Source organism: Candidatus Pelagibacter sp. Uisw_101, assembly GCF_047727615.1.
GTDB lineage: Bacteria > Pseudomonadota > Alphaproteobacteria > Pelagibacterales > Pelagibacteraceae > Pelagibacter.
In genome coordinates this window covers 1,316,558-1,336,351 of record NZ_CP159821.1, presented here as the reverse complement: position 1 = coordinate 1,336,351, position 19,794 = coordinate 1,316,558, and the positions used below count along the sequence as shown (strand labels likewise).

The window sequence follows — 19,794 nt, the reverse complement described above, 5'->3', positions numbered from 1 at the left end:
AACCATGTATGGTAAAAAGGTTAAATTACGATTTGCATTCTTAGCTTTAATCTTAGCCTCAGTAATTTTAACAGTTTTTTTAGTATTACAATCCTTAAAAGAAAACGTTGTATATTTCCAGTCTCCATCTGAAATAAAGTCTTTAATAGAATTAAATAAAAAAAAAATAAGAGTGGGCGGGATGGTTAAAGAACAATCAGTCTTTATAAATTCTGATGAAGTTAATTTTATTATTACTGACTTTAAAAATGAAATTAATGTCGTTTATTCAGGGGCAGTTCCCAATTTATTTGCAGAAGGAAAAGGAGTGGTTGCTGAAGGTTTTTTAAAAGATAAGAATTACTTTACTGCTACTAAAATTTTGGCAAAACATGATGAAAATTATATGCCCCCAGAAGTTAAAGAAGCCATAGGAGATAAATAAATTGCTAGCTAATCAGATAGGTTATTATTCTTTAATTTTAGGGTTGTTACTTTCAGTATTACTTTGTGGAGTTTCAATTAAAGACTTTAATAATACCAACAAGCAGATTAACCAAAATATATTATCTCTATCATTTTTACAGTTAGTTTTTGTAATTGTGAGTTTTTTGAGTTTGATTATATCTTTTATCAACTCAGACTTTAGTAATGAGACAGTTTTTAATAACTCTCACACAACTAAACCATTATTCTATAAAATCTCAGGAACTTGGGGAAACCATGAAGGAAGCTTATTGCTATGGCTATTAGTATTAACTTTATTTATTTTTCTATTTTTAATTAAATCAAGAGAACAGCCTAAAAAATATAGAATTTTAACTTTATTATTTCAACAAATAATAATTATTGGATTTTTCTTATTTATATTAATGACATCTAACCCTTTTAATTATTTATTTCCAATTCCCAATGAAGGCCTTGGTCTTAATCCAATATTACAAGATCCAGCTTTGGCAATTCATCCTCCAATTTTATATTTAGGTTATGTCGGTACCTCTATAATATTTTCGTCATCCCTTGCTGCAGTTACGCAAAATTATGTTTCAAAACAATGGGGACAGCATATTAAAAAATGGGTTTTAGTTTCTTGGATTTTTTTAACTATTGGAATTATGCTTGGATCAATTTGGGCTTATTATGAACTAGGATGGGGAGGTTTTTGGTTTTGGGACCCAGTTGAAAATGTTTCTTTGATGCCATGGCTAACATTAACTGCATTGTTACATTGCATTGTAGTGTTAGAAAGAAGAGCAGCACTAACATCTTGGGTAGTTATATTATCTATTACAACATTCACTCTAAGTATGTGTGGAACTTTTTTAGTAAGATCTGGAATATTAAATTCTGTACATACATTTGCTAATGATCCTGCAAGAGGTATTTTTATATTAATATTTTTATTTGCACTAATTGTTTTATCTTTAGGAATATTTTTTATATTTCACAAAGAAAATAACAAAAGCTCAAATAATTTCTTTTGGCTTAGCAAAGAAACCTCCATCTTAATAAACAATTGGTTTATGATGTATTTTCTATCGGTTGTTCTAATCGGTACGGTATACCCAATTTTTCTAGACGTAATATCTAGTGAAAAAATATCAGTAGGACCTCCCTTTTATCAAAAATTAATCGTACCTTTTTTAATACCATTTCTATTATTCATGTCACTTGGACCACGACTTAAATGGATTAAATCAAAAATTGAAAATAAGAAATCACTTATTATCACATTTATAATTTCAGTAATGTTAACTTTTTTTATTATTAAAAATTTAACTACAGACTTACTTTTTTATACAGTTTTAATTTCTGCTGCTTTTTTTCTATTCTTTACAACCTTAAAAGAATTATTTATTAAAAGATTTAACAATGTTTCTCAAACTGTCTCACACTTTGGTTTTAGTTTATTAATATTAAGCATTCTATTTAATAGTATTTTATCTTCAGAAATTATAACAAACATAAAAATTGGTGAAAGATACGATTATAATAAAGGAGAAATTTTTTTTAAAAAAACAGAAGAGAAAAAAGAAAGTAATTTTAACTCGATCATTGCCTTTTTTGAAATAAAAGACAAAAATGGAAAGACTATTGAATTAAATCCTGAGATTAGAATTTATAATCAGCCTGTAATTATTACTAGTGAGGCAGATATAAAAACAACATTATTAGAAGATAAGTTTCTAGTAATGAACCTTGTAAAAGGTAATGAATATTTTAATATTAGATATCAAGTAAAGCCATTTATGGTTTGGATCTGGATTTCAGTTTTATTATTAAGTCTTGGTGGGTTAATGAGTTTATTTAAAAGAAAGATATGAAAAATAAGTTTAGCTTATTTATTGTAATTATATTCTTAAGTTTTTGTTTTGTTATTTTTTATAAAGGATTAAATACTCCAAATAACTACACTCCCAAGGTTAATGAAAAAAAAAATATCCCAACCTTTAAAGCTAAGGATTTTGATTCAGATAACTATATAAATTCAGATAAAATTTTTGAAGAGAGCACCTTTTATATTGTAAATATTTGGGCGTCCTGGTGTGTGCCCTGTAGAATAGAACATCCCTTGTTAATGCAACTAAGTAAAAATGAATCAATTAACCTAATTGGATTAAATTATAGAGACAATTTTGATAATGCAAAAAAATTTATTGATGATTTTGGTAACCCATATTCTAGAATTTTAATTGATAAAGATGGAACTTTAGGAGTTGAATTTGGAGCTTATGGAGTTCCAGAAACTTTTTTAATAGATAAAAATAAAGATATAATTAAAAAATTTGTTGGTCCAATCAATCAAGAAATTGTTAATGAAATTAAATTAATTATTAAATGAAAATATTAAAAATATTTATGATCCTATTTTTGGCCACAAGCTTTTCTGAATTAAAATCAGATGAAGCAAAGGATGTTTTAAAAAATAAAATTTTAAAAAATATTCGTTGTTTAATTTGTCAGGGTCAGTCAGTATATGATTCAGAATCTGAGTTTGCTTCTAGTATTAAATTAATTGTAGATAGAAAAATTAATGAAGGACTAAAAGAAAAACAAATATACCAATTTTTAAGAGAAAAGTATGGTGATTGGGTAATTTTTGACCCTAAATTAAACAAAAAAACTTATGTTTTATGGTTATTACCATTATTGTTATTTTTGGTTGGAGGTGTAATAATGAGAAAGAAATTAAAGTTTACAAATTAACCATTCATGAAATTACAAAAATTATATTTATTGATATCTCTATTGCTTTTTTTTACTCCTGTAAAAAGTGAAAATGAATACACATTCTATTTAGGAACTTTTGACACAATAGACAAAGAAGGAGATGATGAGGCAACGCTTTATGGCCTTGAACACAATAACTCAGTATTATTTAAAGATACATTTATTGGAAGATTTTCTCCGATTACTGGTGGATTTATTACAAGCAAAAATTCAATTTTTATATACACAGGAGTTCAGGCACAATACGAAGTTGGCCCTTTAAAAATTACCCCAAGCTTTGCACCTGGTTATTACGAGAAAGGGGATGGTAAAGATTTGGGAATGGCATTAGAATTTCAAAGCAAAATAAAATTAAGCTTTGATTTTTTTAAAGATACTAAAGTGAGTTATTCTTATAGTCATATTTCAAATAATGACTGGGGAAATATAAACCCAGGTGTTAACAATGAAACAATTTCATTTACAAAATCCTTTTAATTAACCTGAGACAAATAGTTATATGTTTAATCTACCTGAAAGGTCTAAAAAAGTTTTATGAATTTAGATGATTGTTACAATTTTAGTGATTTTAGAAAATTAGCTAAAAAAAAATTACCTTCTCCAATTTTTCATTATATTGATGGTGGTGCAGATGATGAAAAAACTTTAAAAAGAAATACAGATTCCTTTGATGATTGTGACTTAGTTCCTAATATTCTTGCTAGTGTTGGTAAACCAGATCTTTCAACAACTGTTTTTGGAAAAAAAATTGATATGCCAATCTTTCTTTCACCAACTGCAATGCAGAGACTTTACCATCATGAAGGTGACAAGGCTTCAGCTAGAGCTGCAAAAAAGTTTGGGACTTTTTATAGCATGTCTACTATGGCTAACAATACAATTGAAGAGATTGCTGAGATTTCAAATGGACCAAAATTATTTCAATTATATGTACATAAAGATCAATCAATTACTGATGACTTAATAGACAGATGTAGAACATCTGGTTTTAATGGAATGTGTTTGACTGTTGATACATTGGTTGCTGGAAATAGAGAAAGAGATCACAGAACTGGCTTTACTACCCCTCCAAAATTGACACTTCAAAGTTTAATTAGTTTTGCTATGAGACCTGAATGGGTATTCAATTATTTTACTCATAAAAAATTTGAATTATCTAATGTTAAAAATAAAACAGATAAAGGAACAAATATTTCAAAATCAGTTATCGAATATATTAATGAGCAATATGATCCAGCTATGAATTGGAAGGATGCAGAATACTGCGTAAAAAAATGGAATGGCCCATTTGCTCTTAAGGGAGTGATGTCAGTTGAAGACGCAAAAAGAGCAATAGATATAGGTTGTACAGCAATAATGATTTCAAATCATGGGGGCAGACAATTAGATGGTTCAAGGTCACCTTTTGATCAAGTTAATGCAATTAGAGAAGCTGTTGGAGATAAATTAGAGATCATTTTAGATGGTGGTGTAAGACGTGGAACTCATGTTTTAAAAGCTTTAGCTGCTGGTGCAACGGCATGTAGTTTTGGAAAAATGTTTTTATTTGCCTTAAGTGCTGGGGGTCAACCTGGTGTTGAACGTCTATTGCAAAATATACATGATGAGATCAATAGAAATATGATATTAATGGGGTGTAAGGCTTTAAAAGAATTAGATGCTTCAAAATTAATTTATAGAAAATAATTTTTATTTATCAAAAATATATATAAAAAAAATAAATTAAATTATAAAATATTAATATTAGAATTAAAATAATATGAAATTAGCGGCAAATTTACAAAGACTAGGAACCGAATCTGCATTTAGCGTTTTGGCTGAAGCAAAAAAATTAGAAGCACAAGGAAAACCAATGATCCACTTAGGTTTAGGTCAGCCTGACTTCAAGACACCCCAACACGTAGTAGATGCTGCAAAAAAAGCATTAGATGAGGGTCATCATGGATATGTTTTATCAAACGGAATTTTAGAGTGCAGACAAGCTGTTACTAGAAAAATTAAAAAACTTTATAATAAAGATATTGATCCAGAAAGAGTATTGATAATGCCAGGTGGAAAACCAACAATGTATTATGCAATACAATGTTTTGGTGAACCAGGTGCAGAAATTATACATCCAACCCCTGCATTCCCAATATATGAATCAATGATTAATTATACAGGTTCAACAGCAGTTCCTTATGACTTAACAGAAGATAAAGATTTAAAATTTGATCCAGAAAAAATTCTATCTTTAGTTACAGATAAAACTAGATTGCTAATATTAATTAACCCAAATAATCCAACAGGAAGTTTTGTTGAAAAATCTGCAGTAGATGTTTTAGCAGAGGGGTTAAAAAAACACCCTCATGTAGCAATCCTTAGTGATGAAATTTATAGTAGACAAATTTATGATGGAAAAGAAATGCCAACATTTTTCAATTATCCTGATTTGCAAGATAGATTAATAGTTTTAGATGGTTGGAGTAAAGCTTACGCAATGACAGGTTGGAGAATGGGGTGGAGTGTGTGGCCAGAAGAATTAATACCACATGTAAACAAACTAATTATCAATAGTGTTTCATGTGTTAATGCTCCGTCACAATTTGCAGGAATTGCAGCTTTAGATGGACCAGACGATGCAATCCATGAAATGATGGTAAAATTTGACCAAAGAAGAAAATTGATCCATGATGGTCTAAATAGTTTACCAGGTGTGGAATGTAGTTTGCCAGGAGGAGCTTTCTATGCATTTCCTAAGGTTATTGGAACAGGAATGAATGGTTCAGAATTTGCAAAAAAATGCATGCACGAAGCAGGAGTAGCAATAGTGCCAGGGTCAGCTTTTGGTAAAACCTGCCAAGATTACGTAAGATTTAGCTTTGCAGCATCACAAGACAACATATCTAACGCATTGGAAAATATTAAAAAAATGCTAGGCTAGAACTAATGAGTGAATTAGTTCTACCAAAGATTAATAAAGAAACGATTTCTAAAAAAGAATATATCTTTAAAAATCTTGCAAAAATAATAAATCCAGAAAATGTTCTAAGTCATGCAGATGAGATTAAGCCGTATGAAACTGATGGACTGTCAGCTTACACGCAAACACCATTAGCAGTTGTGATGCCAGAAAATACAGAAGAAGTAAGTAATATCTTAAAATTTTGCCACAAAGAAAATATAAAAGTTGTACCAAGAGGCGCGGGTACAGGTCTTTCAGGTGGAGCATTACCATTAAACGATGCAATTTTATTGAGCCTCGGAAAATTTAATAAAATTATAGAAATTGATTTTGAAAATAAATGTGTAGTAACCCAACCTGGTGTCACAAATTTAGGAATAACTCATGCTGTACAACATAAAAGTTTTTATTATGCCCCCGACCCATCAAGCCAAATTGCATGTTCGATAGGAGGTAATGTTGCTGAAAATTCTGGTGGTGTTCATTCTTTAAAATATGGAACAACTACTAACAATATCTTAGGTGTTGAAATTGTTATGATGGATGGAACTATTTGTAGAATTGGTGGAAAAACTCTTGATCAAGAAGGATACGATCTAATGGGATTAATTTGTGGCTCAGAAGGTTTACTAGGAGTAATTACTGAAGTGACAGTTAAAATTTTAAAAAACCCACAAATAGTTAAAGCAGCATTAATAGGCTTTCCAACAATCGAAGAAGGGGGAAATGCAACTTCAGAAATTATCGCTAGCGGAATTGTTCCAGCAGGCATGGAGATAATGGATAAAATTTTAATAGAGGCGACAGATAATTTTAGTAAAGCAGGCTACCCAAGAGATGCTGAGCTTTTATTAATTGTTGAATTAGATGGAACAGAATCTGAAGTAGATGAATTATTGAAGCAAGTTAGTAGCATTTGTAAAAAAAATAATTGCTCAAGTTTAAAATTAAGCAAAAATGAAAAAGAAAGACTATCATTTTGGGCTGGCAGAAAAGCAGCATTTCCAGCATGTGGAGCTATGGCACCAGACTATTATTGCATGGATGGTTCTATACCAAGAGGAAAACTAACAGAAGCTTTACTGGAAATAAAAAGACTATCTGAAAAGTATGAATTACCAGTAGCAAATTGTTTTCATGCTGGTGATGGAAATTTACACCCACTAATAATGTTTGATGGAAGTGATAAAGAACAACTAAGAAAAACAGAAGAATTTGGTGCTGAAATTTTAAAAGCTTGTGTAAGATTAGGAGGAGTTATTACTGGAGAGCACGGTGTGGGAATAGAAAAAAGAGAACTAATGTGTGAAATGTTTAATAATGATGATATTCAACAACAATTAGATATCAAATCATCACTAGACGAAAAAAATTTATTAAATCCTGGAAAAGTTTATCCAATATTGAGAAAATGTGCAGAGGAAGGAAGGGTACATGTCCACAGAAATGAAGAAAAATTCCCAGATCTTCCAAGATTCTAATAATACTTATTATCCAGAGGATGAACTGCAAGTTTCAAGTATAGTTAAAAAGCTCTATAAAAAAAATGAACCAACAGAACTAATAGGCACTAATTCAAAAAGTTTTATTGGCAATAAAATTCAGTCAGCAAAAAAATTATCTCTTTCTAAATTATCGGGAATAATAGAATATTTACCAGAAGAACTTTATATTAAAGTTAAAGCAAATACTCCATTAGAGCTGGTTGAAAAAGAATTAGAAAAAAATAATCAAGAGTTAGCCTTTGAGCCAATTGATTTTGGATTTATTGAAGGTGGAAAATCAAACAAAGGAACCATAGGAGGTCATTTAGCCTGTAATTTTGCTGGCTCGAGAAGATTTAAAGTAGGCAGTATAAGAGACCACATTTTAGGCTTCAGAGGTGTGAATGGCAAAGGTGATATAATCAAATCAGGTGGAACAGTCGTAAAAAATGTTACGGGTTATGATTTGTCAAAACTTGTTACAGGATCTTTTGGAACGTTAGTTGCATTAACTGAAATTACATTAAAAGTTTTACCTAAAAAAAAATTATCTAATACAATTATAATTAATACTGATGATAAAAAATTAGTTAATGAATTATTTGAAAAAATTTCAAGTTCTAGCAGTGAAGTTTCCGGAGCAGTTTATGTTCCAGAGGAGCCAAAAGATGAAAGTTACGATCATAACAAAGAAATGGTTTTTAAATTTAATGATTTAGAAAATAAAGGCTCATTTGTAGCATTAAGAATAGATGGAGATAAAATATCAATAGATGAAAAAATAAAAGCTTTAACTGATGAATTAGAACTTAATAAATTAAATACAACTATTTTAGATGTTCATCAATCAACCCCATTTTGGATAAAAATAAATAACCTTGAATTATTTACACAGACAAAAAATAACCTTTTGAGAGTCGTAATACCTCCTTCTCAAGGTAAAAAGCTAATGCAATACTTAGGCAATAAGTATAAATATTATATTGATTGGTGTGGTTCATTATACTGGATAGAAGTTCAGTCAAAGAAGAACACTAGGGTTGGAGAGATTAAAAATTTGATTAAAGAACTTGGTGGGTATTTAACAGTCATAAAGACATCAAATGAGTATGATTATGAAGAGACGATCTTTACTGTAGATGATACAAGACTTTTAATATCAGAAAAAATTAAAAAAAGTTTTGACCCCAAGAGAATTTTTAATCCCGGCAAGATGTATAGAGGAATTTAATGCAAACTGATTTTACAAAGAAACAATTACAAGATAACGACAACGCATCTACTGAAAAAATATTTAAAAAATGTGTTCATTGTGGTTTTTGTAATGCTACCTGTCCTACTCATCAAATATTTGGTGATGAATTAGATGGACCAAGGGGTAGAATTTATTTAATCAAAGACATGTTGGAAAATCAAAAAAAACCAACAGCAAAGACAGTAAAACATATAGATAGATGCTTATCTTGTTATAGCTGCATGACCACTTGCCCTTCTGGTGTAAACTATATGCATATTATTGATCATGGTAAAAAATACATTGAAAAAAACTACAAAAGATCTTTTTTTGATAGAACAATTAGGAGTTTTTTATCAGTAGTATTACCAAATACAGGATATTTTAGACTGGCTAGCTATATGGTAAAATTAGCAAAACCCTTTCAATTTCTAATGCCATTAAAAATAAAAGACATGATGAGTTTAATGCCTACAAGTTTTCCTAAAAAAACTTTAAAACAAAAAGAAATTTATTCTGTGACTGGTCAAAAGAAGATTGCAAGAGTTGCACTTTTAACTGGATGTGTCCAAAAAGAAATCTCTCCTCAAATAAATGAGTCAACTATCCGTCTTTTGAACAGACACGGTGTTGAAGTAATTGTGCCTAAAAAAATAAGATGCTGTGGATCTTTAAATCATCATTTAGGAAAAGAAGATGATGCACATCAAGATTTTAGAAACAATATTAACACTTGGTATGATGAACATCAAAAAGGTAATTTGGATGCAATTTTATCTAACACATCTGGCTGTGGTACTACAATGAAAGACTATGGGTTTATCTTTAAAGATGATGAGGAAATGAAAAAAAAAGCTAAAGTAATATCTGAATTAACAAAAGATGTTTCAGAATATTTAAGTGAAAGTATAAAATTAAATTTTATAGCAAAAGATAAGAAGTATAAGATTGCCTATCATTCAGCTTGTTCAATGCAGCACGGACAAAAGGTACACGACCAACCTGTGTCCTTATTAAACAAAACAGAAAATGAAATCATGGAAATTCCTGAGGGACATATTTGTTGTGGATCAGCTGGTACATATAATATTTTACAAACTGAAATTGCCAAAGAATTACTAGGCAAAAAAGTAAAAAATATTGAAAGTTTGAAGCCAGATTTTATTTCAACAGGGAACATAGGTTGTATTACTCAAATTTCTAATGGAACCAAAACTCCAATTTTACATACTATTGAAGTATTAGATTGGTATACTGGCGGTCCAAAACCAAAAATATTACAAAAGAATTAATTATGAAAAAAATTATAATTACGAGAAGATTATTAAAGGCATCTGAAGAAAAAGCGTCAAAAATATTTGATGCAAAACTTAATGGTAATGATGAGTTATATTCTCAGTCAAAACTTATTGAATTAAGTGAAAGCCATGATGCAATATTAACTTCTTTAACTGATAAGATGGATGAAGATACTATAAGCAAACTACCAGATAGTATTAAGATAATTTCTAATTTTGCAGTTGGTTTTGGAAATATTGATTTAGAAGCAGCTAAAAAAAGAGGAATAGCAGTAACTAATACACCAGAAGTTTTATCAGATGCTACAGCAGAGATTGGAATTTTATTAATTCTTGGAGCATGCAGAAGAGTTCCAGAGGGTATTCAAGCTGCAAAAGAAAGTAACTGGAAATGGTCAGCAGATTATTTGATAGGAAAACAGTTAACAGGCTCAAGACTTGGAATTTTAGGAATGGGAAGAATAGGACAAAAGGTTGCAAAAATAGCAAAATCTTTAGGTATGATTATTCATTATCATAATAGATCAAAACTAACTGAAGAAAAAGAACAGGGAGCTATATATCACGATAGTATCAAGAGTCTTTTCGGAGTTTCAGATGTATTGTCAATTTGTTGCCCTGCAACAAAAGAAACAGAAAATTTAATTAATAAAGAAACATTAGAATATTTTCCAACAGGTGCTGTTATAACAAATGTAGCTCGTGGAGATATTGTTGATGATGAAGCTTTAATTGATGCACTAAATAGAAGAAAAATTTATGCAGCAGGATTAGATGTTTATAAGGGTGAGCCGAATTTAAATCCTGGTTATCTTAAAATAAAAAGTGCATTTATATTACCCCATCTTGGAAGCTCGACTAAACACACAAGAACAGCAATGGGTAATTTGGCCATAGACAATATTGATGAGTTTTTCAAAACAGGTAATTGTACAAATAAAGTAAATTAATACAATCACAGCTCAGCAAAAAGATTAGATTATTTTAAAACTCAAAGATTATAAATCTGGAAAATTAAACCACCCGCAGATGACAATGATTGCTCAAATGATATCAGATGAAGATATAGAAAAGGTTGCAGAGTGGTATTCTAGAATAAAGATTAAAATTTTTGATCCTAACTTAGAGAAGTATAAACTAAATTAACTTATTTTTATTAGCACAATTTTTTTCCGTATTAAGTAAGTGCTTGTAAAGATATTATTTAATATGAAACTTTTACATTCAAATGGACCTAAAAAGATTGTAATCAAAAATTTTAAATATGCTGCCAAAAAGTATTAATATTGAGAGTTTAAAAAGAGAGAAAAGAATTCTTAAGAGGCTAAACCTAGAAAAACTTCCTTTTGAAGCATCAATGGATCAATTTTGTGGCAGGTACCTTGAGATGATGGCCGATCTTAAAGAAAGCTTTATATTTGAAGCTGACAAACCTGGCATGCAATGGTGTTTATCTACAATAAAAAGATTTAAAGTTTTTTTATTAATATTTGAAGCAAACGAACTTGGAGTTGAAGTCTATAAAGAAAGTATGTCCAATAAACTACCTGAATATTCTTACAAAACAATTGCTCAAATTGTTGATGAAGGATTAGAAAAAGGATTTTTTATTAAAATGCCAGCACGTATCGAGGAAAAACATGATTTAAAAATTAGAAACATTAGGCCTTCCGAAGATCTTACGGTTGAATTTATAAACTCGAATATAGATATGATATCTTCGTTAATGAAATTTTTAGGAAAACAAAAATAATATTTTTATATTAAAAGGTCAGTTTCTAAACTGACCCAATAACATTTTACAGGGTCTTTATTAATATTAATTAAGTGTTATTTATTAAAAAAAGTTGACTTTAAAAACTTGAATTATTTACGGTAATTTTTTACTTATAATATTAAAAAAATAATCTTTGGATAAACCAATAAAAGCCAATAAATGCAATAATCATTGAAATCGGTTTAGTAACTCTATTTTGGTACCATGATTTTTTTTGGAATAATAGTGCAATTAAAATATATGACAAAATAATTACACTGATTTGACCAAGCTCAACTCCAACATTAAAAGAAATTAAACTTGAAATAAATAGGTTTGTTGAAATTCCAATTTCATTTAAAATTCCCGCAAAACCCAAACCATGAAGTAGACCAAAAATAAAAATTATATAGGGTCTTGTTCTTCTTATACTTTCAGTAAACAAATTTTCAATTGCTATAAAGCAAATAGATAGAGCAATGATTGGTTCAATAATAATTGCTGGAATTGTTATTATTTTTAGTGCACCCAAGAACAAAGTAATTGTGTGAGCTAAAGTAAAAATTGAAACTTGTAAAACTAAAGGCCTCAGTTTTGGAGATAAAAGAAATAGTGCTAGTACAAATAAAATGTGATCCAAACCTTTTGGTATAATGTGCTTAAATCCTAGCAAGGTATATTCTTTAACATTTTGAAAAAGTCCCACCTCTATTTTATTCTTTATACTAAACCATTTAGATTGTTTACCCCCCTCAATCAATTCAGTATAAAGAGGTTTATTATGAATTGAATTAATACGTAAAATAATTGATCCTAAATTTTTATCCCAATAAAATTTAAATCGTTCTTCTTTAATATTTTGAATATCAAAAGTAACAATAGTGTCTCTAATTATGTCAGTATTACCTACTTCTGGTATGACTACGCTTATTAAGGTTAAGTTTAAATTTGAAATATTAGATGTTAGATTAATTTTATTACCAAAATTTTTGATCTTAGAGTTAAATTGATTTAGTAAAATTACTGGGTTCATCCTCCTTAAATCCTTATATTCTTCAGATTTTTCAGAATCTTCAGTGTTAGAATGTTTTTTTTCTATGCCTGCAATAATAGCTTCTAAATTTAATTGGATTGATAGATTTGCGTTTGTGATATTATCTTCCTCATAAATATTAAGATTTGCAATTGCTGGACGCAGTTCGTGAGCATAAGATGATTTAATAAAGAATAGTATGAATATAAATATCTTAAAAAACATTAATTTATTAAAGCAGGTTCTATATTTATTTGTAATCATATTTTTAGTAACTTTTTTAAAAATTAAAGTACATGCGCACGAGTTATGGCTTGAACCAATTAATTTTAATTTTAATAACAAGGAATTATTTAAAACTAATATTAATATTGGTCAAGATTTTATGGGTTCTCCTTTTGGGTTTTATAGCCCAAATAAAAAAAGCCTATATTTAGAAAATAGAAATAAAGTAACAAAATTATCACAGAGGGATGGAGATTTTCCAGCAATTCAAATGTTAATTTCAGAGCAAGGATTTCATGTTTTAAACTATGAAACTAATAATGAATTCTTAAAGTATGACTCTGTTGAAAAGTTTGAAGATTTTGTAAAAGAACAGGGCCTTCAAAGCACTATAGATAAGTTTGATAGAAATAAAATTCCTACAGAAAATTATAGAAGGTTTGCAAAAGTATTAGTTACTGATGGAAATAAAGGTTTTTTTATTCAAAAATCAAAATTAGATTTTGAAATTATTGCCTTGAGCACACCTTACAAACTTAAGAATAGTTTTTTTGAATTTCAACTTTTTGAAAAAAATAAGCCATTAGGAAACTGGCAAATTACTATTTTTAGTAAAGATGAAAATAATACTTATAAAGAAAAGATCAAAACCAATTCAAATGGAGTAGGAAAAATAAGAACTATTGAAAATAGAACTTATTTATTAAGTGCTGTTAAGCTAAATAAAGCAAATTATTTTCAAAAACTTAAATTCAAATCAGATTGGTTTAGTCTATGGGCAAGCTTAGTGATAAAAAAATAAAATATTTTAATACACTTTTTGGTTGTGTACATCCTTTTTTTGCCTGAATTTTATACACCAATAGGTCTATTTGGCACAACTTGGGGTTAACTATTCCGTAGACAGCTACATCTAACTGTGGGTAATATAAGTACAGTTAATTAACTAATATAATAAGGGAGAGAAATAATGATTAAAGATAAAAAATCTTTGAAGGCTACAACACCTTCAAGACGTAAGTTCTTTAAAGCGGCAGCAGTCACAGGTGCAGCAGCAGCAACAGCTGTAGCAATGCCTAATATTGCAACTGCAGGATCTCACGCTACTGTATTAAAGATGCAAGCTGCTTGGCCTTCAGGCGCAAACATCTTTTTTGAAATGGCGCAAGACTACTGTAATATGGTTAGTGACATGTCTGGTGGATCACTTAAGATTGATCTTCAGCCTGTTAACTCAATCGTTAAAACTTCAGAAATCGGAGCAGCGGTAAGTGATGGAATCGTTGATATGGGTCACTGGGTGACTGCATATTGGTACGGTAAAAACGCTGCAGCTTCACTTTTTGGAACTGGTCCTTCATACGGAATGTCATCTCAAGAAGTTATGGGATGGATGGAGTATGGTGGAGGAAGAAAATTATATGAAGAAGCAGTAGCTAGTGTTGGATTTAACTACACTGGTTTCTTTCATATGCCTATGCCAGCACAACCTTTTGGTTGGTTCAAAAAGAATGTAACTAAAGTATCTGATGTTAAGGGTATGAAGTATAGAACAGTTGGTCTAGCGACTAACGTTTTAACTGCTATGGGAATGGTTGTAAGACAATTACCAGGTGGTGAGATCCAACCTGCAATGAAAACTGGTTTGATTGATGCTGCTGAGTTTAACAACCCAACATCAGACTCACAGTTTGGAATGCAAGATGTCTCTAAACACTATCACTTAGGAAGTTTTCACCAATCTCAAGAGATGTTTGAAATTCCTATGAACACTAAGAGACTGAAAAGCCTTTCACCTGCTCATCAAGCTATCTTAAAAAACGCTGCTTATGCTGCGAATACAGATAACTACTTCAAAGCACTTGTTAGATATTCTGACAGTTTAGCTATGTTGATGAACGAGCATAAGGTTAATGTTTACCAAACATCTGATGCTATTTTAGCTGAACAGTTAAAAGGTTGGGATAAAATTGTTGGAGAGTTCTCTGCAAAAGATGCATTCTTCAAGAAGGTAATCGACTCTCAAAAAGCATACGCTAAGAAAGTAATGAAGTACTTGCTGATGAATCAGCCTAATTACAAACTAGCTTATGAAAATGAGTTTGGTCCAATCGGAAAAGTTAAAATCTAATTAGCTTTTAAATAATTTAAAAGAGGGGGGTCTAGGCTCCCCTTTTTTTATACTACTGTTTTTAAAAAAATTAGAGTATTCTATTTACATCATGATGAGAGCTTACATAAAATTAGCTGACACATTAAGTACCTCAATAGGTAAGGCTTTTTCTTGGTGTATTGTTATTTTAATGGGAGGAACTTGCTACGAAGTAGTAATGGCCTATGTATTTAACAAGCCAACACTTTGGAATTTTGACTTCAGTATGCAGATGTATGGTGCAATATTAATGATGTCAGGTGCTTATTGTTTGGCAACAGAATCTCATGTCAGAGGAGATGTAATTTACCGTTTATTTAAACCAAGAACGCAAGGTTGGATTGATTTAATACTTTATTTTATTTTCTTTTTCCCTGGTGTAATAGCTTTGGCATTTTATGGATTTGAATATGCGGCTCTTGCTTGGAAAATTAAAGAGACAAGCTGGAGTAGTCCAGCACAGATTAATATTTATATGGCAAAATCTTTGATACCAGCAGCAGGAATATTTTTAACTATTCAGGGAGTTGCTGAAGTGTTTAGAGCAATTATTTGTATTCAAACGGGACATTGGCCAGCAAGAATGGTTGTTGCAGAAGAGACAGAACAAATTTTAATGAGAACAGCACAAGACGAGGATCAAAAAGATGTTATTTAGTTTAACAAATCCAGAAGTAGCCATCTTAATGATGGGTCTATTTTTGTTTGCAGTACTATTAGGGTTTCCAATTGCATTTACTCTAATGGCAATGGGAATAGGATTTGGATATTATGCTTATTATGATCCTGCTTTGATGGATCATATATTTGATAATAGGATATTTTCATTATTTGTAAAAAATACGTACACAGTTATGGATAATAATGTCCTCACCGCCGTGCCCCTATTTTTATTTATGGGGTATCTAGTTGAAAGAGCTGGAATTGTATCAAAATTATTTTTTGCAATAAGATTAGCAGCTCATAGATTGCCAGCTTCAATGGCTGTAGCTGCTCTAATAACATGTACTTTATTTTCAACAGCAACAGGAATTATTGGTGCCGTAGTAACTTTAATGGGCTTACTTGCATGGCCGGCAATGGTTAAAGCAGGATATGATAAGAAATTTGCTTCAGGAGTAATTTGTGCAGGTGGATGTCTAGGTATTTTAATACCACCAAGCATTATGTTAATTGTTTATTCAGTAATTGCTCAGCTATCACCCTTAAGATTATTTGCAGCAGCAATTTTCCCAGGGCTTTTACTAGCAGGACTATACATAGCTTATGCAGTAATTAGAGCTTGGATGGATCCATCAATTGCACCTAAACCAAATGCAGCTGATATTCCACCGAGAGCAGAAATTTTAAAAGAAGTGTTAGTTTCTTTCGTACCTCTTTTTGGCTTAATAATGCTGGTACTTGGAACAATTCTAGCAGGTATAGCGACACCAGCAGAGGCTGCAGCAGCAGGAGCTTTTGGTGCAATACTTTTATCTTGGTTTTATAAAACTCTTAAATGGCAAAGTTTTAAAGAATCAGTCTTTCTAACTGCAAAAACCACAGCAATGATCATGTGGTTGTTTATTGGTTCTTGGACTTTCTCCTCAGTATTTTCTTATTTAGGGGGTCATGAAATTTTTGAGCATTTCTTCAAATCAATTGAAATAACAACTTGGCAGTTTTTAATAATTACACAAATAATAATTTTTCTTTTAGGATGGCCTTTAGAATGGACTGAAATTTTAATTATATTTGTTCCAATATTTTTACCGTTGCTAGAGGTATTTAATGTTAACCCATATTTCTTTGCAATGTTAATTGCTCTAAATTTACAAACGTCATTTTTAACACCCCCCATGGCCATGTCTGCCTATTATTTAAAAGGCGTTCAAAAAAACAATGTTGAATTAATGGAGATATTTGCAGGGATAATGCCATTCTTGGCAATAGTAATATTTGCGATGTTCCTTATGTATATGTTTCCAGGTATTGCTTTGTGGTTACCAGAAACCTTATTTGCAGATTAGGTAATTTAAAATGATAGATATATTTTCTCTTACAACCAACAAATTGGTTGAAAAATTAAAAGAAGGTGAAATTTCCTCTGTAGAAGCTTGCACTTTATATATTGAAAGAATTGAAAAATTTGAAAAAGATGTAAAGGCTTGGGAATATTTTGATAAAAAAAAACTTTTAGAAAAAGCTGCAGAAGCTGATGAGTATAGAAAATCAGGAAAACCTCTAGGCTCACTACACGGACTACCAATTGCAGTTAAAGATATAATAGGTACTTTTGAAATGCCCACAGAATGCGGTACTCCACTAAGAAAAAAAATGCCAAGCTCACAAGATTCAGAAGTTGTTAATTTGCTTAAGACAGCAGGAGCAATAGTGATGGGAAAAACTGTAACTACAGAGCTTGCATATTTTCATCCTGGAAAAACTACTAACCCACACGATAATTCAAGAACACCCGGAGGATCTTCAAGCGGTTCTGCAGCTGCAGTAGCGGCCCATATGGCACCACTAGCGATTGGATCACAAACTAATGGCTCAATTATTAGACCAGCTTCTTATTGCGGGGTTGTTGGTTACAAACCATCTTATGGATTAATTTCTAGGAGTGGGGTCATGAGGCAATCTGATAAATTAGATCATATTGGAGTATTTGGAAAAACTGTTGAAGATGTTGCCTTATTTACAAAATCATTAATTAAAAAAGATTTATATGATTCATCAACTGTTCATTATGCGGCAGATGAAATGTTAAAGGTTTGTAAAAAAGGACCGCTGTATGAACCAAAATTTATTTTTTATAAAACTAAAAACTGGAAAAACATTGATAAAGAATCGCAAAAATCTTTTGAACTTTTTATAGAAACTTTTAAAAAAAATGTAGAAGTGTTCGACACGCCCTCATATTTTAATGATATTCCAAAATACCATAAAATAATTCATGAAACTGATATGGCTAATAATTTTCAGGGTTATTATAAAAAATCTAAAAAAAAACTTTCTAAAGAAATGATTAGTGCAATCGAGAGGGGAATGAAGTACTCAGCAAAAGATTATGCAGAAGCAATAGATTTTATGAAAAGAAGTTATGAATCTTACAAAGAAGTTTTTGAAGATTATCATGGTGTGTTAAGTCCTTCTTCAGCAGGGGTTGCGCCTAAAGGTTTAAAGAGCACAGGTAGCCCAGAATTTTGTACTATTTGGACTTACATGGGGCTGCCCACTATTTCATTGCCTTTACTTACTGGTGCAAATAATTTACCATTAGGCTTACAGTTAATTGGAGACAGACTAGATGATTTAAGGTTTTTAGGTGTAGCTAATTGGCTAGAAAAAAATTGTAAAAAATATGCTAAATAAAATAACAACTCTTTTAGGTTCACTTCTTGCAACATTATTTCTTGTTGGGCTTGCAACAACTTTAACACGATCTTCAATGATAGGTTTTTGGGATGTGCTACCAGTATATATTTTAATGGCTATAGCAATTTTTATGATGTTTTACGAAGCCTTCTTCGATAAAAAATAATTTTCTAATTTTAGTGAATAATTCTAAAAATAACTACTTACCTTTTTTATTACTATTTATTCAGCCAATTTTCATGGCCAGTAATTTAATAGTAGCAAGAGGTGGTGTTGAATATGTTCCTCCAATTTCTTTAGCATTTTGGAGATGGGCAGCAGTATTTTTATTATTATTACCTTTTACTTTTAGTTCTTTAAAAAAAAATTTTAAATTCGTAAAGCAAGAATATAAAAGAATATTTTTTATTGGTTCAATGGGTTGTGGTGTTTGTGGAGCTTTTCCATTTCTAGCTGGACAAACGACTACTGTTACTAACATGGGAATTATATATTCATCTTCTCCAATATTCATAATTCTTATTTCTAGTATTTTTTTTAAAGAAAAAATAAACCTTCTTAGGATTGTAGGACTTATCTCTTGTTTAGCAGGTGTTTTTGCTATCATTATTAAGGGTGATTTATCTTTGCTAATTAGCCTTAAATTTACAATTGGAGATTTATGGATGTTAGCTTCTGCAATAGGATGGGCTCTTTATTCTATTTATCTATTTTATTGGAAAACAGATCTTAAAATTTTTGATAGATTTACCTTGATTGCATTTTTTGGTGTAGTCAGTTTGCTACCATTTTATTTAATAGAAGAAGCTTTCTTTGTAAGAACTGTCTTTAATTCAGAGTTTTTTATGTGGGTTTTATTTGCAGCTATCTCACCAGGAATTATAGCATTCACCTTATATACAATGGCACAAAAGAAACTTGGTGCATCAATTACTGGTTTCACACTTTATATTTTTACTGTTTATAGTGCTATTTATGGTTTTTTATTTTTTAATGAACAGCTTGAATATTACCATTATATTGGAACAATATTAGTTTTTGGTGGTGTTTATATCGTTAAAAGAAAAGTTTAAATTAAGCCACAATCTGACCAAATAA

Annotated in this window: 21 protein-coding genes; 20 read left to right on the top strand and 1 reads right to left on the bottom strand. The window is 30.4% G+C overall.

Features of this window, described 5'->3' with window-relative positions:
* The first annotated feature begins 4 nt into the window (after positions 1-4).
* The 13 genes from ccmE to ABXT48_RS07070 all read left to right on the top strand — a co-directional run bounded on the left by ccmE (position 5) and on the right by ABXT48_RS07070 (position 11,923).
* Entirely contained in the window at positions 5-424 is a 420-nt protein-coding gene (gene ccmE, locus ABXT48_RS07130) for a cytochrome c maturation protein CcmE (RefSeq protein ID WP_415286355.1), read from the top strand.
* A 1-nt stretch (position 425) separates the two neighbouring features.
* Positions 426-2,303 (top strand): heme lyase CcmF/NrfE family subunit, encoded by a 1,878-nt coding sequence (locus tag ABXT48_RS07125; protein ID WP_415302906.1) that lies wholly within the window; start codon positions 426-428, stop codon positions 2,301-2,303.
* On the top strand, positions 2,300-2,821 hold the full coding sequence (locus ABXT48_RS07120; RefSeq protein WP_415286353.1) for a DsbE family thiol:disulfide interchange protein: 522 nt from the start codon (positions 2,300-2,302) through the stop codon (positions 2,819-2,821). The genes ABXT48_RS07125 and ABXT48_RS07120 overlap by 4 nt, the downstream gene beginning before the upstream one ends.
* On the top strand, positions 2,818-3,186 hold the full coding sequence (locus ABXT48_RS07115) for a cytochrome c-type biogenesis protein CcmH (RefSeq protein ID WP_415286352.1): 369 nt from the start codon (positions 2,818-2,820) through the stop codon (positions 3,184-3,186). The genes ABXT48_RS07120 and ABXT48_RS07115 overlap by 4 nt, the downstream gene beginning before the upstream one ends.
* Positions 3,187-3,192: 6 nt before the next feature.
* Positions 3,193-3,687 (top strand): acyloxyacyl hydrolase, encoded by a 495-nt coding sequence (locus ABXT48_RS07110; protein WP_415286351.1) that lies wholly within the window; start codon positions 3,193-3,195, stop codon positions 3,685-3,687.
* A 57-nt stretch (positions 3,688-3,744) separates the two neighbouring features.
* Positions 3,745-4,896, top strand: a complete 1,152-nt coding sequence (locus ABXT48_RS07105; RefSeq protein ID WP_415286349.1) for an alpha-hydroxy acid oxidase — start codon at positions 3,745-3,747, stop codon at positions 4,894-4,896.
* Positions 4,897-4,969: 73 nt separating this feature from the next.
* Positions 4,970-6,133 carry a pyridoxal phosphate-dependent aminotransferase gene (locus tag ABXT48_RS07100; RefSeq protein WP_415286348.1) on the top strand — a complete coding sequence of 388 codons (1,164 nt, stop codon included), beginning with the start codon at positions 4,970-4,972 and terminating at the stop codon, positions 6,131-6,133.
* Between the two features lie 5 nt (positions 6,134-6,138).
* Positions 6,139-7,635, top strand: a complete 1,497-nt coding sequence (locus tag ABXT48_RS07095; protein WP_415286347.1) for an FAD-linked oxidase C-terminal domain-containing protein — start codon at positions 6,139-6,141, stop codon at positions 7,633-7,635.
* Positions 7,601-8,869, top strand: coding sequence for an FAD-binding protein (locus ABXT48_RS07090; RefSeq protein WP_415286346.1), 1,269 nt, complete (start codon positions 7,601-7,603; stop codon positions 8,867-8,869). Before ABXT48_RS07095 ends, ABXT48_RS07090 begins: the two co-directional genes overlap by 35 nt.
* The gene (glcF, locus tag ABXT48_RS07085; RefSeq protein WP_415286345.1) at positions 8,869-10,164 is read left to right on the top strand and encodes a glycolate oxidase subunit GlcF; all 1,296 of its coding nucleotides are present in this window, start codon (positions 8,869-8,871) and stop codon (positions 10,162-10,164) included. The genes ABXT48_RS07090 and glcF overlap by 1 nt, the downstream gene beginning before the upstream one ends.
* 2 nt (positions 10,165-10,166) lie before the next feature.
* Entirely contained in the window at positions 10,167-11,120 is a 954-nt protein-coding gene (locus ABXT48_RS07080; RefSeq protein WP_415286344.1) for a 2-hydroxyacid dehydrogenase, read from the top strand.
* A 79-nt stretch (positions 11,121-11,199) separates the two neighbouring features.
* On the top strand, positions 11,200-11,316 hold the full coding sequence (locus ABXT48_RS07075) for a c-type cytochrome (protein ID WP_415286343.1): 117 nt from the start codon (positions 11,200-11,202) through the stop codon (positions 11,314-11,316).
* A gap of 118 nt (positions 11,317-11,434) precedes the next feature.
* Entirely contained in the window at positions 11,435-11,923 is a 489-nt protein-coding gene (locus tag ABXT48_RS07070; protein WP_415286342.1) for a hypothetical protein, read from the top strand.
* 142 nt (positions 11,924-12,065) lie between these two features.
* Here the strand turns inward: ABXT48_RS07070 and ABXT48_RS07065 are convergent, their stop codons facing one another.
* The gene (locus ABXT48_RS07065; protein ID WP_415286341.1) at positions 12,066-13,184 is read right to left on the bottom strand and encodes a HupE/UreJ family protein; all 1,119 of its coding nucleotides are present in this window, start codon (positions 13,182-13,184) and stop codon (positions 12,066-12,068) included.
* On the opposite strand from ABXT48_RS07065, the gene ABXT48_RS07060 reads away from it, so the two are divergent.
* The 7 genes from ABXT48_RS07060 to ABXT48_RS07030 all read left to right on the top strand — a co-directional run bounded on the left by ABXT48_RS07060 (position 13,159) and on the right by ABXT48_RS07030 (position 19,769).
* Positions 13,159-13,986, top strand: a complete 828-nt coding sequence (locus tag ABXT48_RS07060; protein ID WP_415286340.1) for a DUF4198 domain-containing protein — start codon at positions 13,159-13,161, stop codon at positions 13,984-13,986. The two genes, ABXT48_RS07065 and ABXT48_RS07060, sit on opposite strands and share 26 nt — an antisense overlap.
* Before the next feature lie 168 nt (positions 13,987-14,154).
* On the top strand, positions 14,155-15,315 hold the full coding sequence (locus ABXT48_RS07055) for a TRAP transporter substrate-binding protein (protein WP_415286339.1): 1,161 nt from the start codon (positions 14,155-14,157) through the stop codon (positions 15,313-15,315).
* Positions 15,316-15,409: 94 nt separating this feature from the next.
* Positions 15,410-15,994: a TRAP transporter small permease subunit gene (locus tag ABXT48_RS07050; RefSeq protein WP_415287139.1), complete on the top strand. Its 585-nt coding sequence runs from the start codon at positions 15,410-15,412 to the stop codon at positions 15,992-15,994.
* The gene (locus ABXT48_RS07045) at positions 15,984-17,345 is read left to right on the top strand and encodes a TRAP transporter large permease (RefSeq protein WP_415284586.1); all 1,362 of its coding nucleotides are present in this window, start codon (positions 15,984-15,986) and stop codon (positions 17,343-17,345) included. Before ABXT48_RS07050 ends, ABXT48_RS07045 begins: the two co-directional genes overlap by 11 nt.
* Positions 17,346-17,355: 10 nt before the next feature.
* Positions 17,356-18,693, top strand: a complete 1,338-nt coding sequence (locus ABXT48_RS07040) for an amidase (protein ID WP_415286338.1) — start codon at positions 17,356-17,358, stop codon at positions 18,691-18,693.
* Positions 18,683-18,862 (top strand): hypothetical protein, encoded by a 180-nt coding sequence (locus ABXT48_RS07035; protein WP_415284584.1) that lies wholly within the window; start codon positions 18,683-18,685, stop codon positions 18,860-18,862. The genes ABXT48_RS07040 and ABXT48_RS07035 overlap by 11 nt, the downstream gene beginning before the upstream one ends.
* Before the next feature lie 13 nt (positions 18,863-18,875).
* Positions 18,876-19,769, top strand: coding sequence for a DMT family transporter (locus tag ABXT48_RS07030; protein ID WP_415286337.1), 894 nt, complete (start codon positions 18,876-18,878; stop codon positions 19,767-19,769).
* Positions 19,770-19,794: the final 25 nt, after the last annotated feature.